We start from the raw sequence: 22,660 nt of genomic DNA, 5'->3' as shown, positions 1-22,660 counted from the left end.
GCTTCTTTCTGCTGGCGAGCGCCTTGGGGTCGTTCGACCTGTGTCGTTGGTGGTGTCATACGCGGGTCATGTCCGGGGCTTGCGAGCCGCCCGCTCAGTCGATGTAGCCCATCTCCCGATAATAGCGCGCGGCGCCGGGATGCAGCGGAACCCCCTTGCCGTCGCCGACCGTGCGCGGATCGATGGAATAGGGCCGCACGAACCATTTGAGCTCACCGCGTGCCCGATCGATGCCGCGTGCGGCGGCATAGGCAATGTCATCCGGCATATCGGCGCGACCGAACACGACTTCGCCGGAGCGACCGATCGTCTTGATCGCACGATCCACGCCGCGCAGCACGCCCCAGCGGGCGGTGGTGCGGACCATGTCGGCCTCCTTGACCATCTTGTCGAGCAGATCGTCCGGCAGATCGAGGAAGTGGAGTTTGTGCGCGACGGTCAGCGTCGTCCAGAAAGAGGATTCAGGATTGTTCGCCGGGCTGGCAAGACTGGAGATAACCACATCGAACGGGGTCTCCGCCGTCACGTCATGCGGGCTCTGGATCGAGCCACCCCAGCTCTCCACGCTGGCCTTGTCGAGGCCGTAATAAGCGAGCACGGGCGCCTCGCTCGGCTGGCCATCGGTGAGAATGCGCACCGGCAGCTTGCGGGCGCGGATTTCGGCGAGGCTCTTGATGCCGAGGTCCGGCTTGACCGCGACCAGCAGATAGGTCGGGTCCTCGACCCGCGCGATGAGGCGCAGGGCGGGATAGGGACCGTCCTTGGCGTAGATATATTGGCCGCGGTAAGCCCAGGTCATCATCGATGCCTCGGTGATGCCAAAGTCGATGGGGGCGTTGATTCGCTGGGTCGTGCCGTGGCGCACATCGCCTTCCTTCAGCGGCGGGGGCAGGGCGGCCTTGCCCACCAGACGCGGCCCTTCGGTGCGGTTGCAATTGCGGCAGAGGATGATCTCATAGCCCTCCGGCGCCATCGCATCGCGCACGAATTCGCCCAGTTCGCCCCAGGGGCAGGCTTCCGGGCAGGCGGAGGCGAGGACGAGACGCTTGGTGGCGTAACCGGTCTTGCCGACATCGGTCCAGCTTGAGTCGACGATCTTTTCCGGCTCTGCGGCGCGCGCCGGCATGCCGAGCGTGAGGCCGGCCAGGGCCAGGGCGATTGCAGATAGCAGCATGCGCATTGAAGACCGTCTCCCCTCAGGCGCCCGATCCAGTGTGTCGCGAGACTCGCAGGACAGGCAGCGGCTGGTCCAACCCCGCTTTCTTCTGTGGGAAGCTTCGGTTAGGCAGCAAACAATATAAAAAATAGTATACTAATCTGGCGTCGTCAATGCCATGTGGTCGTGCGCCTTTCTAATATTTGACCTGTGGGCGCGCGAGAGCTTCAGTGCGCCATCTCCGCGGGTGCGCGCGGACCATCCAGGGAGGCGGAGGCCTCCTCGGCGCGTTCGCGGGCGATGAGATCGGCCAACATGCGGCGCGCGGAAACCGGCGCCGTATCCGTCGCAAGCAGGATCGGGTTCAACTCGTTGATGTCGCTGACCGCGCCCATATTCTCCTGAACCATCTCGATCATCGGCTCGTCCTGCTGGCGGAAAGCCATATCGAAGAAATCGAGCAGGGCTTGGTCGACCTCCGGCTCATCGCGACGGCGATTGCGGCCGTTGACGAAGAAATAGTGGGAGGTGAACTCGGTCTCCGGCGTGATGATGTGGAGCTGCGGGATATGCGCGCCGCTCTCGCGCGGCTGTCCGACCTCCCAACTGCCGAGCTTGAAGTCCAGCATCGCCGGCGGATGCCAGGTCATGGTGGTGTCGGTCTCCACGACAACCTTGGGGTCCATGCCGAACAGGCCGACATGCGCCGAGGAGGGGCCAAGGCCGCTGCGGATGCGATGATTGGTGATCCAGCGATCGCCACGCTCCAGCCGCTGCGTGGTGGCGGCGAGCAATTGCTCGGGCGTGTAATTGCCCCCGCTGAACTGCGGGTGGATAAAGGCGGCGTGACTGAGGTCGAGCAGATTATCGACCACCAGCTCGTAATGACCCTTCACGTGCAACAGCCCGCGCACCACGGCATAGTCATCGGGCTGTTCGAGGAAATCGATGACCGGCAGCAGCGCCGGGTCCGCCTTTGCGGGGTCGCCGGGCCAGAACCAGATGATGCCGTAGCGCTCCAGCAGCGGCCAGGCGCGAATGTTCGCAGCGGGCAGGCCGGCCTTGGTCTTGCTGTGCGGATTGAGCACGCATTCGCCATCCCGGTTGAAGCGCAGCCCGTGATAGGGGCATTCCAGCGTGTCATCGATGATCCGGCCGGCGGAGAGCGGCGCAAAGCGGTGCGGGCAGCGATTGAGGATCATGGCCGCCTCGCCATGGCTGTCGCGGAACAGCACGGCCTTCTGGTCGATCAGCGTGCGGGCCAGCGTGCCTTCGCCGAGTTCATGGGAATAGGCTGCGGCGTACCAGGTGTTTTTCAGGATCGAGAGCACTCACCACTCCATCAATATTTTAATCGCGGCAGCCGGGGCTCCCGCAACAGGACCAGGAGGTGGACGCAGCAAACCTCTCCTGAATCATTGGTAGACGATTATGTATACCATACGAGTTATCCGCTGTCATCCGGCAAGTCGCCCGGTTGGTCACTCATCAAAGGTCCAGCACCAGCCGCTCGGTCAGCGCGCCGGAGCAGCAGATCATCATCATCTTGCCCTCGCGCTTCTCCTGCAGTGTCAGCACCGCGTCGAAATGCTCGGGCGTCCCGGCGAGCACTTCCGTTGCGCAGGCGCCACAGGTGCCCTGCTCGCAGCTTGAGCTGGCCGGAACGCCGGCCTCGCGCACCGCCTCAAGGATCGACTGGCCCGGCGCCACGGTGAGTTCCAGGCCGGAGCGGGCCAGTTCGACGATGATGGTGCCATCGGGGAGGGGTTGTTTCTCAGTCACGACCGGCAGTCTTTATCATGCTTTCCATCCGCTCGTCATACGCCAGAAATATCTTAGTGCTAAGATATATTGACAGGCAGCAAGGGCGAAAATACCCTCAGGCAACTCACTGCGCGCGCCATTGCTGCGCTCGGTGCCCCCATGATGGTTTTAGGAGATGCGCAGTGGCCCGCGAAATGGTGACGGATGTTCTGGTGATCGGCGGCGGCTCCGCGGCGACGCGCGCGGCGCTGGAGGCCGCAGCGGCGGGCGTGGCCGTGATGCTGGTGGACAAGGGCACGGTCGGCGATAGCGGCTCCAGCCCGCACGCGCTGGTTGGCTTCAGCGTGCCGCTGCTGGATGAGGCGGATAGCTCCGCGTTGTTCGTCGAGGATTGGGCGAAGGCCAGCGGCGGCATTTGCGACCGCGATCTTGTGGCGCGATGCGCAGAGCATGGTCGCTTTCTGGCCGAGGATATGGAAAAGCGCGGCGTGCCCTTCATCCGCAATGCCGATGGAAGCTGGTTCATCTCTCGCCGCGCTGGCCATTCGGTGCGCCGGACCTTGCAGGCGCAGGGCCTGGGCAAGGGCAAGCACGCCAATGTCATCGCGCCCATGCGCACCGGCCTGATCGATGCCGGCGTGACGCTGCAAGAAGGAACCATGATCACGCGCCTGCTGCTCAGCGATGGCGCCGTCGTGGGGGCATATGCGGTCGGCCCGGATGGCGAGCATTTCATCATCCGCGCCAAGGCCGTCGTGCTCGCCTCGGGCGGGGTGAACCGGCTCTACACGAAGCTCTGCGACGAAGTGGTCGAGCATGGCAGCCGCACCACGGGCGATTCCTACAGTCTGGCGTTCCATGCCGGTGCACCGCTGATCGACATGGAGTTTGTTCAATTCCGCGATTCGCCGCCCGCCGGGCCGATCTACGGCGCCGCCTATGTGAATGCGCTCGGCGAACGGATCATGGAGAAATATGATCCCGAGAATATGGAATGCGCCCCGCGCTACATGATGGCACGCGCCGTCTATACCGAGAATTTCGAGGGGCGCGGGCCGGTCGTCTGGCATGTCGAGGACGGGCAGGTCGCTCGCTCGCGCGCGCCGGTCGGCAATTATGAAGGCGGGCAGATCGTGGAGATCACCCTCATGTTCCAGCGCCTGATGGGCGGCGCGCGCATCGATGTGACCGCTGCGACGGCGGTGCCGGGCCTCTATGCAGCGGGCGAGGCGTCCGGGGGCATTCATGGCGGCGACCGGATGCAGGGCTGCGGCTTCCTGGAGACGCAGACCTTCGGCCGAATCGCCGGGCAGAGCGCGGCCCAGCGGGCGAAGACGACTGACTTGCCCGCGCTCGATCCCGCTGCGGTGGAGGCCGAGGTCGCGCGGCTGGCGCGCAGCACGGGCGCGCAGGATCCTGTCGCCCTGTTCGAGAGGGTGCGCGAGATCATGTGGGCGCAGGTCGGCGTGGTCTCCAACCGCACCCAGTTGACCGATGCCATCGCCAAATTTCAGGAGATCCAGCGCATCGCTGCGACCGATATCGATCAGTCCGATCTGGTCGCCGCCGAGGAACTGCGCAATCTCGCGCTCACCGCCGAACTGGTGGCGACGGCCAAGCTCGCCCGCGAGGAGACGCGCAGCGGCCATGGGCGCACCGATTTCCCGCAGGAAGATACCGCCTGGGTGCGTCATGTCCGTCTCGCGAATGCAGGCGATGGCGCGGTGGCCGTCGATGCCATCCCGGTGGTCGAACTCGCCGACGCCTGACCGGCGCCGCGCCGCCCACGTTCAGGGCAGCGCGGCCTCGATCGAGTGGAGCAGCTTGCGCAGGATCGCGTTGCAGCGCTGCCGGTCTGCCAGCGAAAGGCTACCCATCAGGTGCTGTTCCGTCGCCGTAAAGGCGGTCATGGTCCGCCCGGCCAGCGCGATGCCGTCGGGCGTGAGTTCGATGAGCAGCGAGCGCTGGTCGCTGGCATGTGAGACGCGGCGGATCAGGCCGCGCTGCTCCAGCCGCCGCGCCAGCCCGGTCAACCCGCCCGAGGTCACCGGCACATAGCGCCCGGCGAGGTCGGTCGGCGCCGCGCGATACGGCGCGCCGATGCGCATCAGGCCCGCCAGCAGACGAAACTCATTATCGGATAGCCCCGACGCCTTGAGCACCGCGGCCGTCTCCGCGCGCAACCGATCATCGATCCGCGCGACCCGCGCCGCAATCGCCCGCACATCGGCATCCAGCGCCGGAATGACGGCCTGCCACTCCCCGACAAGCGCATCCACTGCCGCATCCAGCCGATGCGCCTCACTCTCCGCGCGCAGGTGCGCGAGGCCTAAGGCTGCAGTCGCGCCGTCTTTTGTCACATTACCGGCATTGCATCGGCATGGAGGCCGGCCTTCCACCCCGCCAGCGCTTCTCGCGCCCGGTCGGTGTAGGCCTGTTTGCGTTGCTTCTTGCGCACGCTCTCGTCCTCGATGGGCGGGAAGAGGCCGAAGTTGACGTTCATAGGCTGGTAGCTCTCCGCATCGGCGCCGCCGGTGATGTGGCCGAGCAGGGCGCCCAGCGCGGTCTGCGGTGGGGGGAGGGACATGTCCCGTCCGCCCAAGTCCGCCGCGCAGAACAGGCCAGCGAGCAGGCCGACAGCGGCGCTTTCCACATAGCCTTCGCAGCCGGTGATCTGCCCGGCGAAGCGGACATGCGGCATGGCACGCAGGCGCAGGCGATCGTCCAGCAGGTCCGGGCTCTTGATGAAGGTGTTGCGATGCAGCCCGCCCAGCCGCGCGAACTGTGCGTTCTCAAGCGCGGGAATCGTCCTGAACAGAGCGACTTGCGCCTCATATTTGAGTTTCGTCTGGAAGCCGACCATGTTCCACAGTGTGCCTAGCGCATTGTCCTGCCGCAGCTGCACGACGGCATAGGGCCAGCGGCCAGTACGGGGATTGTCGAGACCGACTGGCTTCATCGGCCCGTGGCGCAGCGTCTCCCGCCCGCGCTCGGCCATCACCTCGATAGGCATGCAGCCATCGAAGTAAGGCGTGTCCTTCTCCCACTGCTTGAACTCGGTCTTGGGACCATCGAGCAGACCCTGGACGAAGGCGTCGTACTGATCCTTGTCCATCGGGCAGTTGATATAATCCTTGCCGTCGCCGTCGGGCGAACCCTTGTCCCAGCGGCTCGCTTTCCACGCGATCGACATGTCGATGCTGTCGCCATGGACGATGGGCGCGATCGCGTCGAAGAAGGCGAGTTGGTCCTTGCCGGTCGTCCGCGCGATTGCCTCGGCCAGCGGCGCGGCGGTGAGCGGGCCGGTGGCGATGATCGTCGGGCCCTCCGCCGGAATGCCATCAACGCGCTCGCGCACCAGCTCGATCAGCGGATGCGCTTCGATGGCAGCGGTTACGCCCTGCGCGAAAATGTCCCGGTCCACCGCCAGCGCGGAGCCCGCTGGCAGCTTGCACTTGTCCGCCTGCGCCATGATGAGCGAGCCGAGCGCGCGCATTTCCTGATGGAGCAGGCCGACGGCATTGCTGTTGGCATCGTCGGAACGGAAGCTGTTGGAGCAGACCATCTCGGCCAGCGCATCGGATTCGTGAGCGGGCGTCTGCTCTCCGCTGCCCCGCATCTCGGAGAGGCGCACGCGCACGCCGGCCTGGGCGAGCTGCCAGGCCGCCTCGCTGCCGGCGAGGCCGCCGCCGATGATGTGCACCTGATGGGTCATGGTCCTTCAAATCCTGCCGGGAATGCATGTTTCCCGTCCGCCCCTAGCCGCAGCTTGCTGTGACCGGCAACCGCGCTCATCGGGATCGGCCCATAGACGTGCGGGAACAGAGCGCCGCCGCGCGAAACTTCCCAGCGCACGGTGTCGCCCAGCGGCGGCAGATCGACCATGACGAGGATGGCCGGATCGATATCGGCAAACCATTTGGCTGCCGTTTCCCGCACCTGTTCGCGGGCGGAAAGGTGGATGTAGCCATCGGCCAGATCGACCGGCGCGCCGGTAAAAACACCTGAGTCGCGCCATGCCGACCATTCCTCGGGGCGCAACAGCTTGAAGGCGAAGAGTTCTGTCATGAAACGACGCTACGGCATGGGCGGGGCGCCGTCCAGCGCTTGCCTTGAGGCGGGAAACACGGGCATTCCAATCGGTGAATCGATTGAAACAGAACGGGATATGCTCTTCATGTCGAGCGACGCCACGCCCATGTCCATGCTCACCGCAGGGCTTATTCGCCTGCTCGATGTCGAGCCGGCAGGAGAGCCCGGGCATTTCCTCGGCCATCGCAAGCCCGGCGGAGCAGGGCGCGTCTATGGCGGGCAGGTGGTCGGCCAGGCGCTGGCGGCCGCGGCCAAGACGGTGGCGGCGGACCGGCCCGTGCATTCGCTGCACTGCTATTTCATGCGACCGGGCAGTGAGGACTACCCCATCGACTATCAGGTTGATGCGGACATGGATGGCCGCGCCTTCTCGAACCGGCGCATCGTGGCCTGGCAGCAGGAGAAGCCGATCTTCAACATGATCGCGTCCTTCCATAAGGCCGAACGTGGCCCGGCGCACCAGAGCGACATGCCGCCGGTGCCGGACCCCGATGATCTCAAGGATCTCGGCGATCTCATCGAGCAGCATGAACTCCCGGCCGGCCCGGTGCTGCGCTGGATCGCCGGGCGCAACAGCCCGGTGCGCTTCCGTCCGGTGGGAGATATCCAATCCGGCATCATCAAGACGCACGATGCCGCGCCGCAGCTGTGCTGGATGCGCGTGGGGGAGGGGCCGCTCGGCCTTGAGCAGCCCATGCAGCGGGCGATGCTGGGGTTCATGAGCGACATGCTGTTGCTTGCGACGGCCTACCGGCCGCACGGCCTGCACATCGGTAGCCCCGGCGTGGCCAGTGCCAGCATCGATCACAGCGTCTGGTTCCACGACGATGTGGAGTGCGGCGACTGGCTGCTTTACGTCACGGACAGTCCCTGGGCGGGGCATGGACGGGGCTTCGCGCGCGGGCATTTTTACGCGCGGGACGGTCGCCTGGTGGCCAGCGTGGCGCAGGAAGGGCTGATCCGCTTCCGCGACCCCGAGTGACGCGCGTCCCTTGGGACTGTCGGCCCCCAATATTCCATGCCATCAGGACATCCGTTGCGTTCGAGCCGCGCTGACGGCAAAGTTCATCGCACGAAAGCAGCATTGATCCGGGCCCGACGAAGGCACACCCCGGGCGGAACGGAGGAGTGGATGACCAGAATTCGGGCTGATCGGCCATCTGTGACGATCAACTATGTCGCGCGCACCGACGAACGGCCGCGTTATTATGCGAACGATCACAGCCGGGACACGGTGGTGATCGAGGAGCACGGCATGGCCGCCAGCGATGGACGGCATGAGGTGCTCGGTCTCGACACTGCCGGCGTAGCGCTGGTTGAGGCGCCCACGGCGGTCACCGACTTTGCCGACAAAACCAATTTCCCGGCCTATGCCAAGGAGATCGAAGCGCTGCTGCTGCGCGAGACGGGGGCGGATGTGGTGATCGTCACCGGGCCGCCGATCCTGCGCTTTTCGGAACGCTCCGGCAAGGCCGGCAGCAGCGATAACAGCCATCCCGCGCGCTTCGCCCATGTCGATGTCAGCGACGCGACGGCGCGCGGTTTTTCGGCGCAGCGTCAGCCGGCCGGGGAGGGCATTGCCCGCGCCGCGCACTATAATGTCTGGCGCGTGCTTTCGCCCGCCCCGCAGGATGTGCCGCTGGCGATCTGCGATGCGCGGTCGGTCACCGGGGAAGAACTGCTGCTGGCGGATGCAATTTTCGACAGTCCCTCGGGCGACTGGAGCTTCGAGGGCTATGTCGTCGCGCACGACCCGGCACATCGCTGGCTATGGTTTCCCGATATGACGACGGACGAGGCGATCATCTTCAAGACGCATGACAGCCGCGCAGGCGTCGCGCGCTGCGTGCCGCACGTCGCGTTCGATGATCCGCTGTGCGATGACGAGGCGCCGCCGCGCATCAGCGTCGAGGCGCGCGCCATTGCCTATTGGCGAGAGGGCGGAGATCGCGGTAAAGGTAAATTACCGTAAACCAAAATTATCCCGATGGCTGACCGTATCATCATCAGCTCTTAACCTTGTTCGGGTTAGGCGCAGGTCAAAGAGCTGAGAGTTCCAATGGCGACGAATGCACCTGTGATTACCGAAAAGAAAACCCGTTTCGAGCTGCTGAACTGGTTGATGGCCAACCCTGTTCTGGGGGCGGGTATTCTCGCGGTGCTCGTTCCGACGCTGTTGCTCGTGGCAAGGGAAAGCTGGTCGACGGAGCAGGGCGCGCATGGTCCCATCGTGCTGGCCACCGGCCTGTGGCTGCTGTGGCGGGAATGGCAGAACGCCGCGGTCGTCGCGCGCCCGGCGCCAGGACTTCCGATTGCCATCGCCTTCGCGATTCTCCTGCCGCTCTACTTCGTCTCGCGGGTCAGCAACATTGTCGAGACAGAGGGCTTTCTCATGTATGGCCTGGTCGTTGCGGCGCTGTTCAGCGCCATCGGCTGGGAGGCGCTCAAGCGGCTCTGGTTCCCGCTCATCTACCTGCTGTTCGTGCTGCCGCCGCCTGAGACGCTGGTGGCCATGGTCACCAATCCGCTCAAGATCATGCTGTCCGAATCCGCCGTCGGCTTCCTGTATCTGGTCGGTTATCCGGTCGCCTCGTCGGGCGTTACCATTCAGGTGGGCCAGTATCAGCTGCTTGTCGCGGAGGCCTGCGCGGGCCTCAACTCGCTCATCTCGCTCTCCGCCATCTCGCTATTCTACGTCTATCTGCGTCACCACGCGAATGTGCGCTATGCGCTGCTGATGATCGTGGCGATCGTGCCGGTCGCCGTGTTCGCCAATTTCGTCCGGATCGTGCTGCTTGTGCTGCTGACCTATCACGGCGGCGAGGCAGCGGCGCAGGGCTTCCTGCATGATTTCGCCGGGCTGACCATGTTCATGACCGCGCTGATCACCATCTTCGCGATCGATCATCTCTTCGGGCTGCTGTTCCCGCGCCTGAAGGGCAGCAAAAGCGACCCCGTCGCGAAGCCAGCGGCTGAGCCCGCCCAGCCTTAAGGCCGGGCGCGGCGTGCCTCAGCTGCGCTGCTGGGCGATCAGAGTGGACATGTCGTCCAGGATCGCCAGCCTCTCCTTTTTTAGGTCCTCCAGATGCTCGTCGCAGGCCGGCTCGATGTCGGTTTCGATCCGGTAGATCTGGCGCGTGAGCAGGTGGTGGCGCTCGGCAAGCGTGCGGAAATGCGCGTTGTGGAGCTTCAGGGCGTGAAGCACCTCATGGTCATGCGGGAACAGGTCGTCGAGCGTTTCGCGGGTATCAAGGGTCATGTTGCTCTCCTGGGTCTTATCCGGCTGGCAATGATCCGATCGTGCCGGGCGGAATGATAGCGCGCCTTGCGCAAGATCAATTCATCGCCCACCCCTGGCGCATGGGCGGCGGGATTGCCCGCGCCCCTTGCCGTTGCGCGTCAACACGGCTAGAGGGCGCACCGGCTCTTTCCATCCTTGAAATAGACAGGCGCGACCCATGAAGATCAGCGGCGTGGATATTCGTCCCGGCAACAATATCGAATATGAAGGCGGCCTGTGGCGCGCCGTGAAGATCCAGCACACCCAGCCCGGCAAGGGCGGCGCCTATATGCAGGTGGAGCTGAAGAACCTGATCGACGGGCGCAAGAACAATGTGCGCTTCCGCTCTGCCGAGACGGTCGAGCGCATCCGCCTCGACACCAAGGATTTCCAGTATCTCTATGCCGAGGGCGACATGCTCGTCTTCATGGACACTGAGACCTATGAGCAGATCAACCTGCCCAACGATCTCGTGGGTGATGCCGCAGCGTTCCTGCAGGACGGTATGATGGTCATGCTCGAAATGTATGAAGAGCGCCCGATCAGCGTGCAACTGCCCGAGACGGTCGAGGCGACCGTCGTCGAGGCGGACGCCGTGGTGAAGGGGCAGACCGCATCGGCGAGCTACAAGCCAGCGATTCTCGACAATGGCGTGCGCGTGATGGTGCCGCCGCACATCACCACCGGCACCCGGATCATCGTCGATGTCTACGAGCGCGAATATGTGAAGCGGGCCGACTGATGCGCGCCCTCCGCCTCGTCGCCGGGTCCGCGCTGGCCCTGTCCCTTGCCTGGTCCGCGCCGCTGCTGGCGCAGGCCAAGCCGGCCAGGCCTGCGGGGCAGCCCAGCGAAGCCCAGCTTCAGCACGCGGCGGAGAATTTCCGCATCATGGTCAGCGGTCTGCAGTCCGACAAGATTCCGCAGCCGGTGAAGAGCATTCTCTTCACCTGCGCCTACGGGAATCCGTTCAGCAAGATCAGCGAGAATACCGACAAGCTGATGACCGAGAAGAAGCTGGACCGCAAAAATCCGACCCAGGTGCTCAGCGCCATGGCGGCCGTTTGCGGTTTGCGGCCCGAGATGGTCGCACCGCCCAAGAAGTGATTTCATTCCCTGACCGGCCGCTCTTCCGCGCCGGAGGAGACAGATTGACATGGTATCCCATTCCGGCCTGCTGACGGTCATCGAGCGCGCGGCCCGCAAAGTGGCTCCGCAACTGCGGCGCGACTTCGGCGAGGTTCAGCATCTTCAGGTCAGCCGTAAGGGGCCTGCCGACTTCGTGACCGTCGCCGACAAGAAGGCGGAGGACACGCTGGTCGCCGAGCTGAGCAAGGCGCGGCCGGACTGGGGCTTCCTGCTCGAGGAAGGCGGCGAGATCGCCGGCGATCACATGAAGCCGCGCTGGGTGATCGATCCGCTCGATGGCACCACCAACTTCCTCCACGGCATCCCGCATTTCGCCATTTCCATCGCCGTCCAGGAGCCGCATCGCTCCGGGCAGGGCTGGGGCGAAGTGACCACCGGCATGATCTATCAGCCGATCACGGACGAGAGCTATTGGGCGGAGAAATCCCGTGGCGCCTGGCGGCATGACCAGCGCTTGCGCGTCTCGGCGCGTCGCGATCTGACCGAGGCACTGATTGCCACCGGCATTCCGTTCATCGGCCATGGCGACTTTACCGAGTGGAGCCGCATTTTCGGCGCCATTGCGCCGTCCGTCGCGGGTATCCGCCGCTATGGCTCCGCTGCGCTCGACCTCGCCTGGGTGGCCTCCGGGCGCTATGATGGCTTCTGGGAGAGCGGCCTGTCGGCATGGGATGTGCAGGCCGGCATTCTCCTGGTCCGCGAGGCCGGCGGCTTCGTCACCGATTTCCGGGGCGGCGCCGAGCCTGTCGAGCGGCGCCAGGTGCTGGCGGCCAATGACGTGCTGCACAGCAAGCTCCACAAGCTGCTTGCAGGCGCGCTGCGCAACATGTGAGGCGGATCGGTGCGGCGCCGGCGACTATCGCTGCCGCCGTTTACCGGCCAACAAAAAAAGGGCGCCCGCTGCTCGCCATTCGGCCAGCAGGGGCGCCCTTTTTGCGTCTGAGCGGTGCGTCAGCCTTCGACAGCCTCGCTGTTCAGCTGGATATAATTGGCCAGGCCCATGCGCTCGATCATCTCGAACTGCGTCTCCAGCTTGTCGACATGGTCTTCCTCGCTGTCGAGGATATGCTGGAACAGGTCGCGGCTGACATAATCGCGCACGCTCTCGCAATGCTGGATGGCATCGCGCAGCAGCGGGATCGCTTCCAGTTCGGTATCGAGATCGGCCTTGAGCACTTCCTCGACCGTGCTGCCGATGCGCAGGCGCCCGAGCAGCTGGAAGTTGGGCAAGCCATCGAGAAACAGGATGCGCTCCGCCAGCTTGTCGGCGTGCTTCATCTCGTCGATCGATTCCTCATACTCGAACTTGGCGAGCTTCGAGATGCCCCAGTGATCGAGAAGACGGTAGTGGAGGAAATACTGGTTGATGGCCGTCAGCTCGTTCTTGAGCGCGCCATTGAGAAATTCGATGACCTTTTCGTCACCCTTCATGTTCTGTCTCCATGTCGTCAGTCGATGGAGCGGAACTAGCAGCAAAGCGGCAATAATTCACGCGAGAACGTCTCGCAACCGTGGGTGCGATAGGTTCTTAATAGCGGTGCACTTCTTCGCTAATGCCAATGATAGTCAGGAATGGAGCTTGGCTGGTCGGCTCAGGCCGTTGCCCAGGTGCCGGTCTGGCTCGGCGCATTGAGGCTGCGGCTGCAGCGCGCCCGGCAGGAGGATTGCTCTTCCACCATCACGTCTTCCGCATGATCGAGGCAGATGCGACATTGCGGCGTTTTGCCGAGCGCCCGGTAGGCGCTTTCGGGACACGTCACACCCTGGCGAGCAACGCTGCGCAGTTCCTGTTCCGTGATCGCATTACAGATACAGACAAGCATGATTCGTTGATAGTGTTGTTGCGAGGCATTTGCAATCTCCGACGTGATCGAATGCGACGAATGGTTGGGCATCCGGCCGGTCTGAGCCCATAGGGGAGGGGCTGACGCTGGGCTGATTTGTTGCGAATCATTCTCAGCCCGTCCAAGGGTTGCCTCGCAGGTGCAGCAGTCCTAAAGCGCCCCCATCAAAGGCTATTAAGCCTAGGGGATTCAAGTGGTCGATCTGTCGCAATATCTGCCGATCCTGCTGTTTCTGGTTGTCGCATTGGGCTTGTCGTGCGCGTTCGTGTTCCTGCCCATGGCCGTCGGCCGGCTGACGGGGTCGCACAAGCCGGACCCGGAAAAGCTGAGCGAATATGAGTGCGGCTTTCCCGCATTCGAGGATCCGCGCAGTCAGTTCGACGTGCGCTTCTATCTCGTCGCGATCCTGTTCATCATCTTCGATCTGGAAGCGGCGTTTCTCTTCCCCTGGTCGGTGAGTCTGGCTGAGATCGGCTGGGCCGGCTGGGGCGCGATGATGATCTTCATTTTCGAGCTGGTGCTCGGCCTCGTCTATGCCTGGAAGAAGGGAGCACTCGATTGGGAGTAGAACTTGAACGGCCGGGCACGCTGGGCGCTCCGCTGATCGGGGTTCCGCCGGCCACGCAGCCAGATCCCGAATTCTTCAAGGCGCTCTCCACCGAGGTGAGCGACAAGGGCTTTCTCGTCACCTCGACGGAAGACCTGTTCAACTGGGCGCGCACCGGCTCGCTCTGGTGGATGACCTTCGGTCTCGCCTGTTGCGCGGTCGAGATGATCCACGTGAACATGCCGCGCTATGACATGGAGCGCTTCGGCGCTGCCCCGCGCGCGTCTCCGCGCCAGAGCGACGTGATGATCGTCGCCGGCACGCTGTGCAACAAGATGGCTCCGGCGCTGCGGAAGGTTTATGACCAGATGAGCGAGCCGAAATACGTCATCTCGATGGGCTCGTGCGCCAATGGCGGCGGCTATTATCATTACAGCTACAGCGTCGTGCGCGGCTGCGACCGGATCGTGCCCGTGGACATCTACGTCCCCGGCTGCCCGCCGACCGCCGAAGCACTGCTTTATGGCATCATGCAGCTCCAGCGGAAAATCCGCCGGGTCGGCACGATAGAGCGTTGAGGGGGCGGATATGGTGACAGCCGTTCATTCCGCACCGCGGGTCGAGCCGATCGAGGGTCTGGCCGATGCCATTCGCGCCGCGCTTGGCGATGCCGTGCTGGCGATCAAGGACGCGCATTTCGAGCTGAGCGTGGGCGTGCAACGCGAGGCGCTGGCCGATGCGTTGCAGCTTCTGCGCGATCGCTTCGACTATCAGCAGCTCATGGAGATCGCCGGGGTCGACTATCCCGAGCGGGCCGAGCGCTTCGAGGTCTGCTATCACCTGCTTTCGGTGACCAAGAACCATCGCCTGCGCGTCAAGGTGCGCACCGATGAGGATCATGCGGTGCCGACCGTCACGCACCTCTGGCCGGTCGCCGGCTGGCTCGAGCGTGAAGTGTTCGACATGTATGGCGTGCTGTTCGAGGGCAACACGGACCTGCGCCGCATCCTCACCGATTATGGCTTCAAGGGCTATCCGTTCCGCAAGGACTTCCCGCTCACGGGCTATGTCGAGCTGCGGTACTCGGAAGAGCAGAAGCGGGTGGTTTATGAGCCGGTGAAGCTGGCGCAGGACTTCCGCAGCTTCGACTTCATGAGCCCGTGGGAAGGCGCGCAATATGTGCTGCCAGGCGACGAGAAGGCCAAGGGCGAGGCGCCGGGTGCGCCCACGCCGCCACCTCCTCCGCCGCCACCCCCGTCAGCATCCGCTTCCCCGGACGCCAAGACGCCCAAGACGACGGACGAGCCTGCGGATACCGGTGCCGGTGCGCCGGCCGACAAGGCTGCGACCAAGCAGGCCCGTGCGCCGCGTGCCAAGAAGGCTGAGGTTGCGTCTGCGCCGGTGGAAGACACGCCCCCGGTGGAAAACAAGCCGAAGCGTACGCGCAAGCCCAAGACGCCCGAGGGTGACGCCTGATGTCCGAATATCTCGACAAGCTGGAGCATCTTGTTGACGACGCCGATCCGGCGCTCGGCGACACCGCGATCCAGAACTACACGATCAACTTCGGCCCGCAGCACCCGGCTGCCCACGGCGTGCTGCGTCTGGTCATGGAGCTCGAGGGCGAGATCGTGGAGCGCTGCGATCCGCATGTCGGCCTGCTGCACCGCGGCACCGAGAAGCTGATCGAGTATAAGACCTATCTGCAGGCGCTGCCCTATTTCGACCGGCTGGATTATTGCTCGCCGCTCGGCATGGAGCACAGCTATGTGCTGGCCATCGAGAAGCTGCTGAACCTCGAAGTGCCGCTGCGCGCGCAATATCTGCGCGTGTTCTTCGCGGAACTGACGCGGATCAGCAATCACATGCTGAACCTTGGCTCTCATGTCATGGATGTCGGCGCGATGACGCCGAACCTGTGGATGTTCGAGATCCGCGAGGATTGCCTCAACTTCTTCGAGCGCGCATCCGGTGCCCGCATGCACTCGGCCTATTTCCGGCCGGGCGGCGTTCATCAGGACGTGCCGCTCAAGCTGCTCGCGGACATTGGCGACTGGCTCGATACGCGCCTGCCACGTCTCTTCGAGGATGCGATCAGCCTGGTGGCGGACAACCGCATCTTCAAGCAGCGCAATGTCGACATCGCGGTCTGCTCCAAGGAAGACGCGCTGCGCTGGGGGTTCTCCGGTCCGATGCTCCGTGGCTCGGGCATTCCGTGGGACATCCGCAAGGCCCAGCCTTACGATGTCTATGATCGCATGGAGTTCGACGTGCCCGTCGGCACCAACTTCGACTGCTACGACCGGTTCATGGTGCGCGTGGAGGAGGTCCGCCAGTCGGCGCGGATCATGAAGCAGTGCTTGAATGAGATGCCCGACGGCCCGGTCGCTTCGCTCGATCGCAAGGTCGTGCCGCCCAAGCGCGGCGAGATGAAGCAGTCGATGGAAGCGCTCATCCACCACTTCAAGCTCTACACCGAGGGCTTCCACGTGCCCGAGGGCGAAGTTTACGTGGCGACCGAAAGCCCCAAGGGTGAGTTCGGCGTCTATCTGGTGAGCGACGGGACCAACAAGCCCTATCGCTGTAAGATCCGCCCGACCGCGTTCAGCCATCTGCAGGCGATGGACTTCCTGATGAAGGGCCACATGCTCGCCGACACCACCGCCGTACTCGGCGCGATGGACATCGTGTTCGGGGAGTGCGACCGGTGAGCGTTGCAACCATGCTGTCCGCTGACGAGCGCATCGCCATCACCCGCGAGATGATCGCGCGCTACAATCGTCAGGATGCCGACGCCTATGTCGAGCTGATGACGGACGAAGCCTGCGAGGCGAATTATCGCGGTGCCGTCGTGCGCGAAGGCAAGGAAGGGACCCGCTCGGGCCTCGCCGCCGCTTTCGCCAAATGGCCGCAGAACCATGCGGAGATCGTCGAGGCGCAGGCCATCGGCAATTACGTACTGATGCGCGAGCATGTCACGCGCGGCCCGGCCAGCGATGGCTCGGAGCTGGTCGAGCCGTTCGATGTGATCGCAGTCTATTCATTCGAGGGCGACAAGGTGTCGCGCGTGGAGTTCATTCGATGAGGGGCGACGCAACACCCGTCTGGTTGCATATCCTGGTGCTGAGCCTTGCCGGCATGGTGCTGATCGTGCTGGACCGCATGGCCGATGTTCCTGATGGCGTGGTCGCCGGGCTGGCATGCGCCACGGTCTATTTCTGGCTGACCTTCGGCGCGCCGGCCTACAGCAAGCGGATCCGCGAGAATGGCTGACGCGCCCCAGATCCCCGATGAAGCCGAAGTCCGCGCCCGCTGGGGCGGCTTTGCCTGGACGCCGGAAAATGCCGAGCAGGCCAAGAAGGTCATCGCGCGCTATCCCGAGGGACGCCAGCAGTCGGCAGTGATGCCGCTGCTCGATCTCGCCCAGCGGCAGGTCGGTGCGGAGACGAACACGCAGGGCTGGCTGCCGATCCCGGTGATCGAATATGTCGCCGCCCAGCTCGAAATGCCGTTCATGCGCGCCTATGAGGTCGCGACCTTCTACACCATGTACAATCTGGCGCCGGTCGGCCGGTTCCATGTGCAGGTCTGCGGCACGACGCCGTGCATGCTGCGCGGCAGCGACGATGTGCTGGACGCCTGCGCCAAGCGCGGCCTCAAGAAGGGCACGACCACCGCGGACGGCCTGTTCACGCTGACCGAGGTCGAGTGCCTCGGCGCCTGCGCCAATGCGCCGATGGTCCAGATCAACGACGACAATTACGAAGACCTGACCTTCGACAGCATGACGGCGATCCTCGACGATCTCGCAGCCGGCAAGCAGCCTAAGATCGGGCCGCAGATCGACCGGCAGACCAGCGCGCCCGAGGGCGGGCCGACGGCGACGAAGGCGATGGTCACCGAGAATCATGATTATCGGGGGGAATGGTAATGGCTGACGAAACGCCCGCCGCGCCGCCGCCCTTTGTCGGCCCGCTGGAAGACAAGGATCGCATCTTCACCAACGTCCATGGCTATCAGGACTGGCGCATCGACGCCGCCATGAAGCGGGGCGATTGGGACAATACTAAGAAGCTGCTTGAAATCGGACAGGATGGCATCATCGACATCATGAAGGCCTCGGGCCTGCGTGGTCGCGGTGGCGCCGGCTTCCCGACCGGTATGAAGTGGAGCTTCATGCCCAAGGAAAGCAAGGACGGGCGTCCGAGCTTCCTGGTCATCAATGCCGACGAGTCCGAGCCGGGCTCGTGCAAGGACCGCGAGATCATCCGCCACGATCCGCACAAGCTGATCGAGGGCGCGCTGGTCGCCGGCTTCGCGATGCGCGCGCGGGCGGCCTATATCTATATTCGTGGCGAGTTCATCTACGAGGCGAAGGTGCTCTTCGCGGCGGTGGAAGAGGCCTATGCCAAGGGGTTCCTCGGCAAGAATGCCTGCGGCTCGGGCTATGATTTCGACGTGTTCGTCCATCGCGGGGCAGGGGCCTATATCTGCGGCGAGGAAACCGCGCAGATCGAGAGCCTCGAAGGCAAGAAGGGCCAGCCCCGCCTCAAGCCGCCATTCCCGGCGGGCGCGGGCCTCTATGGCTGCCCAACCACGGTCAACAATGTCGAGAGCATCGCGGTTGCGCCCACGATCCTGCGGCGCGGCGCGGCATGGTTCTCCAGCTTCGGGCGTGAGAATAATCGCGGCACCAAGCTCTTCCAGATCAGCGGCCATGTGAACAAGCCATGCGTGATCGAGGAGAGCATGAGCATCCCGTTCCGCGAGCTGATTGATCGCCATTGCGGCGGCATTCGCGGCGGCTGGGACAATCTGCTGGCGGTCATCCCCGGCGGCTCTTCGGTGCCGCTGGTGCCGGCTGCCGAGATCATGGACGCGCCGATGGATTTCGATGGCCTGCGCGCGCTCGGCTCCGGCCTCGGCACGGCAGCGGTCATTGTCATGGACAAGTCGACCGACATCGTGCGGGCGATCGCGCGGCTCAGCTACTTCTACAAGCATGAGAGCTGCGGCCAGTGCACGCCCTGTCGCGAAGGCACGGGCTGGATGTGGCGCGTGATGGAGCGGCTGGTGCGCGGCGATGCCGAGGTGGAAGAGATCGACATGCTCTTCCAGGTCACCAAGCAGGTCGAAGGCCACACCATCTGCGCGCTCGGCGACGCAGCCGCCTGGCCGATCCAGGGCCTCATTCGCCATTTCCGCCCCGAGATCGAGCGCCGCATCGCGGCCAAGCGCGGCGGCGCCCCTGTGCTGGAGGCAGCGGAGTAATCATGCCCACAGTCAAAGTAGACGGCATCGACATCGAAGTGCCCGCCGGAGCCACCGTGCTTCAGGCGTGCGAGCTGGCCGGCAAGGAAATTCCGCGCTTCTGCTATCATGAGCGCCTCTCCATTGCGGGCAATTGCCGCATGTGCCTTGTCGAGGTGAAGCCCGGGCCGCCCAAGCCGCAAGCGAGCTGCGCGTTGCCGGCCGCTGACGGTCAGGAAATCCGCACCGACAGCGAGATGGTGAAGAAGGCCCGCGAGGGCGTGATGGAGTTCCTGCTCATCAATCACCCGCTCGATTGCCCGATCTGCGATCAGGGCGGCGAGTGCGATCTGCAGGACCAGTCCGTCGCTTATGGGCGTGGCCAATCGCGCTACGACGAGAACAAGCGCGCGGTCACCGAGAAATATATGGGCCCCATCGTCAAGACGGTGATGACCCGCTGCATCCAGTGCACGCGCTGCGTGCGCTTTGCCGAGGAAGTGGCCGGCGTGCCGGAGATCGGCGCGATCTATCGCGGCGAGAACATGCAGATTACCACCTATCTGGAGCATGCCGCCAAGAGCGAGCTATCCGGCAATGTGGTCGATCTTTGCCCGGTCGGCGCGCTGACGTCCAAGCCCTATGCCTTCGAAGCACGGCCCTGGGAGCTCAAGAAGACGCTCGCCATCGACGTGATGGATGCGGTGGGCACCAATATCCGCATCGACAGCCGGGGCCGCGCCGTGCTGCGCGTGCTGCCGCGCGTCAATGATGACGTGAACGAGGAGTGGGCGAGCGACAAGACCCGCCACGCCGTTGACGGGCTGATGCGCAAGCGGCTGGACAAGCCCTATGTTCGCAAGGACGGTCAGCTCGTCCCCGCGACGTGGGACGAGGCCTTTGCGGCCATCGCTGCCGCGGCGAAAAGCGCCAACGGTTCGGTCGCGGCGATCGCCGGCGATCAGCTCGATTGCGAGACGATGTTCGCCGCGCGTGAGCTTGTCCATGGTCTTGGCGGTTCGCTGCTCGAAGGCCGCCAGGGCGGCCTCGACTATGAGGTTTCCAGCCTCTCGGCGGTGAACTTCAATTCGACGCTCGCCGGCATCGAGACGGCGGACGCGATCCTGCTGGTCGGCACTAATCTGCGTTGGGAAGCGCCGCTGATCAACACGCGCATCCGCAAGGCCATCAAGAAGGGCGCCAAGGTCTGGTCCATCGGGCCGGACGTGGACCTGACCTACAAGGTGATCTCGCTCGGCAACGATGCCGCGCTGCTCGCGAACCTGCCCAAGGACGTGCTTGATGCCTTCGCTGCGGCCGACCGCCCGGCGCTCATCATGGGCGGCGGTGCGCTGGCGGCCGCGGGCGTACACGGCGCCGCACTGGCGGCGGTGAACACGCTCGGTCTGATCAAGCCTGACTGGAACGGCTTCAACGTCGTCCACATGGCTGCCGCACGGATGGGCGGGCTGATGCTTGGCTATGCGGCACAGGGCGGCGTGAAGGCGATCGCGCAGAGCGAGCCCAAGCTGCTGTTCCTGATGGGCGCGGACGATGTGCCGTTCGATCTCTTCGGCAAGAGCTTCAAGGTCTATGTCGGCCACCATGGTGACAAGGGCGCCCATGCGGCGGACGTGATACTGCCCGGCGCGGCCTACACCGAGAAGGCCGGCACCTATGTGAACACGGAAGGTCGCGTGCAGCGGGGCGACAAGGCCGTGTTCGCGCCGGGCGATGCCCGCGAGGACTGGACGATCCTGCGCGCGCTTTCTGATGTGCTGGGCAAGACGCTGCCGTTCGACAGCTTCGAGGCGCTCCGTGCTGCCATGTATGCCGCCGTCCCGGCGCTGGCACAGGAAGGCCTGGTCGAATTCGGCTGGTCGGCCCCGTCGCTCGCGAGCAATGCGAGCGGCCCGATTAGCCTGCCGATCAAGGACTTCTATCTCACCAACGCCATCTGCCGGGCCAGCCCGACGATGAAGCGCTGCTCGGCGGAACTGGTCATGGGTGAAGAATTCGCGGAGGCCGCGGAATGACCGAGTTTTTCCAGACCTATCTGGGCACGGGCTTCGGCTGGTTCGTCGCCAACCTGATCCTCATCCTGCTCATCGCGCTGCCGCTCATGCTGGCGGTGGCGATGATCATCTATGCCGACCGCAAGATTTGGGCGGCGATGGCGCTGCGCCGCGGTCCCAACGTCGTGGGCCCCTTCGGCCTGCTCCAGTCCTTCGCGGACGGCCTCAAGGTCTTCCTGCAGGAAACGATCATCCCGAGCGCGGCTAACAAGGGGCTGTTCATCCTCGCGCCGATCATCACCTTCACGGTGGCACTGCTGGCCTGGGCGGTCATTCCGTTCGATGCCGGGATGGTGCTGGCGGACATCAATGTCGGCTTGCTCTATATTCTCGCGATCAGCTCGCTCGGCGTTTACGGCGTGGTGATCTCGGGCTGGGCGTCCAACTCCAAATACCCCTTCTTCTCGGCGATGCGCGCCAGCGCGCAGATGATCTCCTATGAGGTCTCGATCGGCTTCGTGCTGATCAGCGTCGTGCTCTGGTCGGGCAGCTTCAATCTCTCGACCATCGTCGAGACGCAGCGCAGCTATTATGGCTTCCTCAACGGCCATGGCTTCAATCCGCTGCTCTTCCCCATGGCGGTGGTGTTCCTCATCTCGTCCATGGCGGAGACGGCGCGGGCGCCCTTCGACCTGACCGAGGCGGAATCCGAGCTCGTCGCCGGTTACCAGACCGAATATTCGTCGATGAGCTTCGCGCTCTTCTGGCTTGGCGAATATGCAAACGTCATCCTGATGTGCCTGCTCAACGCGTTGCTCTTCTGGGGTGGCTATCTGCCGCCGATCGACTGGGCGCCGCTCTACGTTGTGCCGGGCATCATCTGGCTGCTGGGCAAGACCTTCGTGTTCTTCTTCATCTTCTCATGGGTGAAGGCGACGGTGCCCCGCTTCCGCTATGACCAGCTGATGCGGCTGGGCTGGAAGGTCTTCCTGCCGCTCTCGCTCTTCTTCGTATTCCTCGTGTCCGGGTTCCTGATGTTGACCCGCTATGGAGGCGGCGCATGATTGCGCATCTCGTCAAATCCTTCACCCTCTGGGAGTTTTTGAAGGCGCACGCTTTGACCTTGAAGTATTTCTTCAAGCCCAAGGCGACCATCAACTACCCCTATGAGAAGAACCCGATCTCGCCCCGCTTCCGCGGCGAGCATGCGCTGCGCCGTTATCCCAATGGCGAGGAACGCTGCATCGCGTGCAAGCTGTGCGAGGCAATCTGCCCGGCGCAGGCGATCACCATCGAGGCGCAGCCGCGCGACGATGGCTCGCGCCGCACGACGCGCTACGATATCGACATGGTGAAGTGCATCTATTGCGGTTTCTGCCAGGAAGCCTGCCCGGTCGACGCGATCGTGGAAGGCCCGAACTTCGAGTTTGCCACGGAAACCCGTGAAGAACTCTATTACGACAAGGCGAAACTGCTCGCCAATGGTGACAAATGGGAGCGGGCAATCGCGGCGAACCTTGCCGCCGATGCCCCCTACCGTTAAGGCGCCGCGAAGGGACCAGAGGG

General features: G+C 64.2%; 27 protein-coding genes. 18 read left to right on the top strand and 9 right to left on the bottom strand.

Annotated features, from left to right (window positions below):
* Positions 1–94: 94 nt before the first annotated feature.
* From M2341_RS11730 to M2341_RS11720, 3 genes are all read right to left on the bottom strand, one after another.
* The gene (locus tag M2341_RS11730) at positions 95–1,174 is read right to left on the bottom strand and encodes a TAXI family TRAP transporter solute-binding subunit (RefSeq protein WP_264585355.1); all 1,080 of its coding nucleotides are present in this window, start codon (positions 1,172–1,174) and stop codon (positions 95–97) included.
* A gap of 209 nt (positions 1,175–1,383) precedes the next feature.
* Entirely contained in the window at positions 1,384–2,487 is a 1,104-nt protein-coding gene (locus M2341_RS11725; RefSeq protein ID WP_264585354.1) for an aromatic ring-hydroxylating dioxygenase subunit alpha, read from the bottom strand.
* 157 nt (positions 2,488–2,644) lie between these two features.
* Positions 2,645–2,938, bottom strand: coding sequence for a 2Fe-2S iron-sulfur cluster binding domain-containing protein (locus tag M2341_RS11720; protein ID WP_264585353.1), 294 nt, complete (start codon positions 2,936–2,938; stop codon positions 2,645–2,647).
* A gap of 164 nt (positions 2,939–3,102) precedes the next feature.
* Between M2341_RS11720 and M2341_RS11715 the strand changes: the two genes are divergently transcribed.
* Entirely contained in the window at positions 3,103–4,689 is a 1,587-nt protein-coding gene (locus tag M2341_RS11715) for an FAD-binding protein (RefSeq protein WP_264585352.1), read from the top strand.
* A 21-nt stretch (positions 4,690–4,710) separates the two neighbouring features.
* On the opposite strand, the gene M2341_RS11710 is transcribed toward M2341_RS11715, so the two are convergent.
* From M2341_RS11710 to M2341_RS11700, 3 genes are read right to left on the bottom strand one after another with little or no spacing between them, the layout of a single operon-like run.
* Positions 4,711–5,280: a MarR family winged helix-turn-helix transcriptional regulator gene (locus M2341_RS11710; protein WP_264585351.1), complete on the bottom strand. Its 570-nt coding sequence runs from the start codon at positions 5,278–5,280 to the stop codon at positions 4,711–4,713.
* Positions 5,277–6,635 carry a methylenetetrahydrofolate--tRNA-(uracil(54)-C(5))-methyltransferase (FADH(2)-oxidizing) TrmFO gene (gene trmFO, locus M2341_RS11705; RefSeq protein ID WP_264585350.1) on the bottom strand — a complete coding sequence of 453 codons (1,359 nt, stop codon included), beginning with the start codon at positions 6,633–6,635 and terminating at the stop codon, positions 5,277–5,279. The genes M2341_RS11710 and trmFO overlap by 4 nt, the downstream gene beginning before the upstream one ends.
* A complete protein-coding gene (locus M2341_RS11700) occupies positions 6,632–6,988 on the bottom strand; it encodes a DUF952 domain-containing protein (protein ID WP_264585349.1) in 357 nt (118 codons plus the stop codon). Before M2341_RS11700 ends, trmFO begins: the two co-directional genes overlap by 4 nt.
* Between M2341_RS11700 and M2341_RS11695 the strand changes: the two genes are divergently transcribed.
* The 3 genes from M2341_RS11695 to xrtV all read left to right on the top strand — a co-directional run bounded on the left by M2341_RS11695 (position 6,987) and on the right by xrtV (position 10,004).
* Positions 6,987–7,994, top strand: coding sequence for an acyl-CoA thioesterase (locus M2341_RS11695; RefSeq protein ID WP_264585348.1), 1,008 nt, complete (start codon positions 6,987–6,989; stop codon positions 7,992–7,994). The genes M2341_RS11700 and M2341_RS11695 overlap by 2 nt on opposite strands.
* Positions 7,995–8,144: 150 nt before the next feature.
* Entirely contained in the window at positions 8,145–8,984 is an 840-nt protein-coding gene (locus M2341_RS11690; protein ID WP_264585347.1) for a CmcJ/NvfI family oxidoreductase, read from the top strand.
* A gap of 87 nt (positions 8,985–9,071) precedes the next feature.
* Positions 9,072–10,004, top strand: coding sequence for an exosortase V (xrtV, locus tag M2341_RS11685; protein WP_264585346.1), 933 nt, complete (start codon positions 9,072–9,074; stop codon positions 10,002–10,004).
* An 18-nt stretch (positions 10,005–10,022) separates the two neighbouring features.
* Here xrtV and M2341_RS11680 read toward each other — a convergent pair whose 3' ends face one another.
* Entirely contained in the window at positions 10,023–10,271 is a 249-nt protein-coding gene (locus tag M2341_RS11680) for a YdcH family protein (protein WP_264578577.1), read from the bottom strand.
* A 199-nt stretch (positions 10,272–10,470) separates the two neighbouring features.
* On the opposite strand from M2341_RS11680, the gene efp reads away from it, so the two are divergent.
* Genes efp through M2341_RS11665 form a run of 3 tightly spaced genes read left to right on the top strand, consistent with a single transcriptional unit; the run spans position 10,471 to position 12,270 of the window.
* Positions 10,471–11,034 (top strand): elongation factor P, encoded by a 564-nt coding sequence (efp, locus tag M2341_RS11675; protein ID WP_181560089.1) that lies wholly within the window; start codon positions 10,471–10,473, stop codon positions 11,032–11,034.
* Positions 11,034–11,396: a hypothetical protein gene (locus tag M2341_RS11670; protein WP_181560088.1), complete on the top strand. Its 363-nt coding sequence runs from the start codon at positions 11,034–11,036 to the stop codon at positions 11,394–11,396. The genes efp and M2341_RS11670 overlap by 1 nt, the downstream gene beginning before the upstream one ends.
* A 49-nt stretch (positions 11,397–11,445) precedes the next feature.
* Entirely contained in the window at positions 11,446–12,270 is an 825-nt protein-coding gene (locus tag M2341_RS11665; RefSeq protein ID WP_264585345.1) for an inositol monophosphatase family protein, read from the top strand.
* 119 nt (positions 12,271–12,389) lie between these two features.
* Here M2341_RS11665 and bfr read toward each other — a convergent pair whose 3' ends face one another.
* Both bfr and M2341_RS11655 read right to left on the bottom strand, forming a co-directional pair.
* Positions 12,390–12,869 carry a bacterioferritin gene (bfr, locus tag M2341_RS11660; RefSeq protein ID WP_181560086.1) on the bottom strand — a complete coding sequence of 160 codons (480 nt, stop codon included), beginning with the start codon at positions 12,867–12,869 and terminating at the stop codon, positions 12,390–12,392.
* Positions 12,870–13,030: 161 nt separating this feature from the next.
* The gene (locus M2341_RS11655; protein WP_319801053.1) at positions 13,031–13,333 is read right to left on the bottom strand and encodes a (2Fe-2S)-binding protein; all 303 of its coding nucleotides are present in this window, start codon (positions 13,331–13,333) and stop codon (positions 13,031–13,033) included.
* Positions 13,334–13,475: 142 nt separating this feature from the next.
* Between M2341_RS11655 and M2341_RS11650 the strand changes: the two genes are divergently transcribed.
* The 11 genes from M2341_RS11650 to nuoI are packed head-to-tail and all read left to right on the top strand — an operon-like array spanning position 13,476 to position 22,637.
* Positions 13,476–13,850, top strand: coding sequence for an NADH-quinone oxidoreductase subunit A (locus tag M2341_RS11650; RefSeq protein ID WP_181560085.1), 375 nt, complete (start codon positions 13,476–13,478; stop codon positions 13,848–13,850).
* Positions 13,841–14,407: a NuoB/complex I 20 kDa subunit family protein gene (locus M2341_RS11645; RefSeq protein ID WP_181560084.1), complete on the top strand. Its 567-nt coding sequence runs from the start codon at positions 13,841–13,843 to the stop codon at positions 14,405–14,407. The genes M2341_RS11650 and M2341_RS11645 overlap by 10 nt, the downstream gene beginning before the upstream one ends.
* A gap of 10 nt (positions 14,408–14,417) precedes the next feature.
* On the top strand, positions 14,418–15,305 hold the full coding sequence (locus M2341_RS11640) for an NADH-quinone oxidoreductase subunit C (protein ID WP_264585344.1): 888 nt from the start codon (positions 14,418–14,420) through the stop codon (positions 15,303–15,305).
* Complete coding sequence (locus M2341_RS11635; protein ID WP_264585343.1) at positions 15,305–16,540, top strand: NADH-quinone oxidoreductase subunit D; 1,236 nt, start codon at positions 15,305–15,307, stop codon at positions 16,538–16,540. The genes M2341_RS11640 and M2341_RS11635 overlap by 1 nt, the downstream gene beginning before the upstream one ends.
* 11 nt (positions 16,541–16,551) lie before the next feature.
* Positions 16,552–16,914 (top strand): nuclear transport factor 2 family protein, encoded by a 363-nt coding sequence (locus M2341_RS11630; RefSeq protein WP_264574893.1) that lies wholly within the window; start codon positions 16,552–16,554, stop codon positions 16,912–16,914.
* On the top strand, positions 16,911–17,102 hold the full coding sequence (locus M2341_RS11625) for a hypothetical protein (RefSeq protein ID WP_181560082.1): 192 nt from the start codon (positions 16,911–16,913) through the stop codon (positions 17,100–17,102). Before M2341_RS11630 ends, M2341_RS11625 begins: the two co-directional genes overlap by 4 nt.
* Complete coding sequence (locus tag M2341_RS11620) at positions 17,095–17,760, top strand: complex I 24 kDa subunit family protein (RefSeq protein ID WP_264585342.1); 666 nt, start codon at positions 17,095–17,097, stop codon at positions 17,758–17,760. Before M2341_RS11625 ends, M2341_RS11620 begins: the two co-directional genes overlap by 8 nt.
* Entirely contained in the window at positions 17,760–19,100 is a 1,341-nt protein-coding gene (nuoF, locus tag M2341_RS11615; protein ID WP_264573155.1) for an NADH-quinone oxidoreductase subunit NuoF, read from the top strand. Before M2341_RS11620 ends, nuoF begins: the two co-directional genes overlap by 1 nt.
* A 2-nt stretch (positions 19,101–19,102) precedes the next feature.
* Entirely contained in the window at positions 19,103–21,115 is a 2,013-nt protein-coding gene (gene nuoG, locus M2341_RS11610; RefSeq protein WP_264585341.1) for an NADH-quinone oxidoreductase subunit NuoG, read from the top strand.
* Positions 21,112–22,158, top strand: a complete 1,047-nt coding sequence (nuoH, locus tag M2341_RS11605; RefSeq protein ID WP_264585340.1) for an NADH-quinone oxidoreductase subunit NuoH — start codon at positions 21,112–21,114, stop codon at positions 22,156–22,158. Before nuoG ends, nuoH begins: the two co-directional genes overlap by 4 nt.
* Positions 22,155–22,637 carry an NADH-quinone oxidoreductase subunit NuoI gene (nuoI, locus tag M2341_RS11600; RefSeq protein ID WP_264570750.1) on the top strand — a complete coding sequence of 161 codons (483 nt, stop codon included), beginning with the start codon at positions 22,155–22,157 and terminating at the stop codon, positions 22,635–22,637. Before nuoH ends, nuoI begins: the two co-directional genes overlap by 4 nt.
* The last annotated feature ends 23 nt before the right edge of the window (positions 22,638–22,660 follow it).

Origin of the sequence: Sphingobium sp. B7D2B (genome assembly GCF_025961895.1) — a bacterium.
Classification (GTDB): Bacteria; Pseudomonadota; Alphaproteobacteria; order Sphingomonadales; family Sphingomonadaceae; genus Sphingobium.
This window is presented reverse-complemented; position numbering and strand designations above follow the sequence as displayed.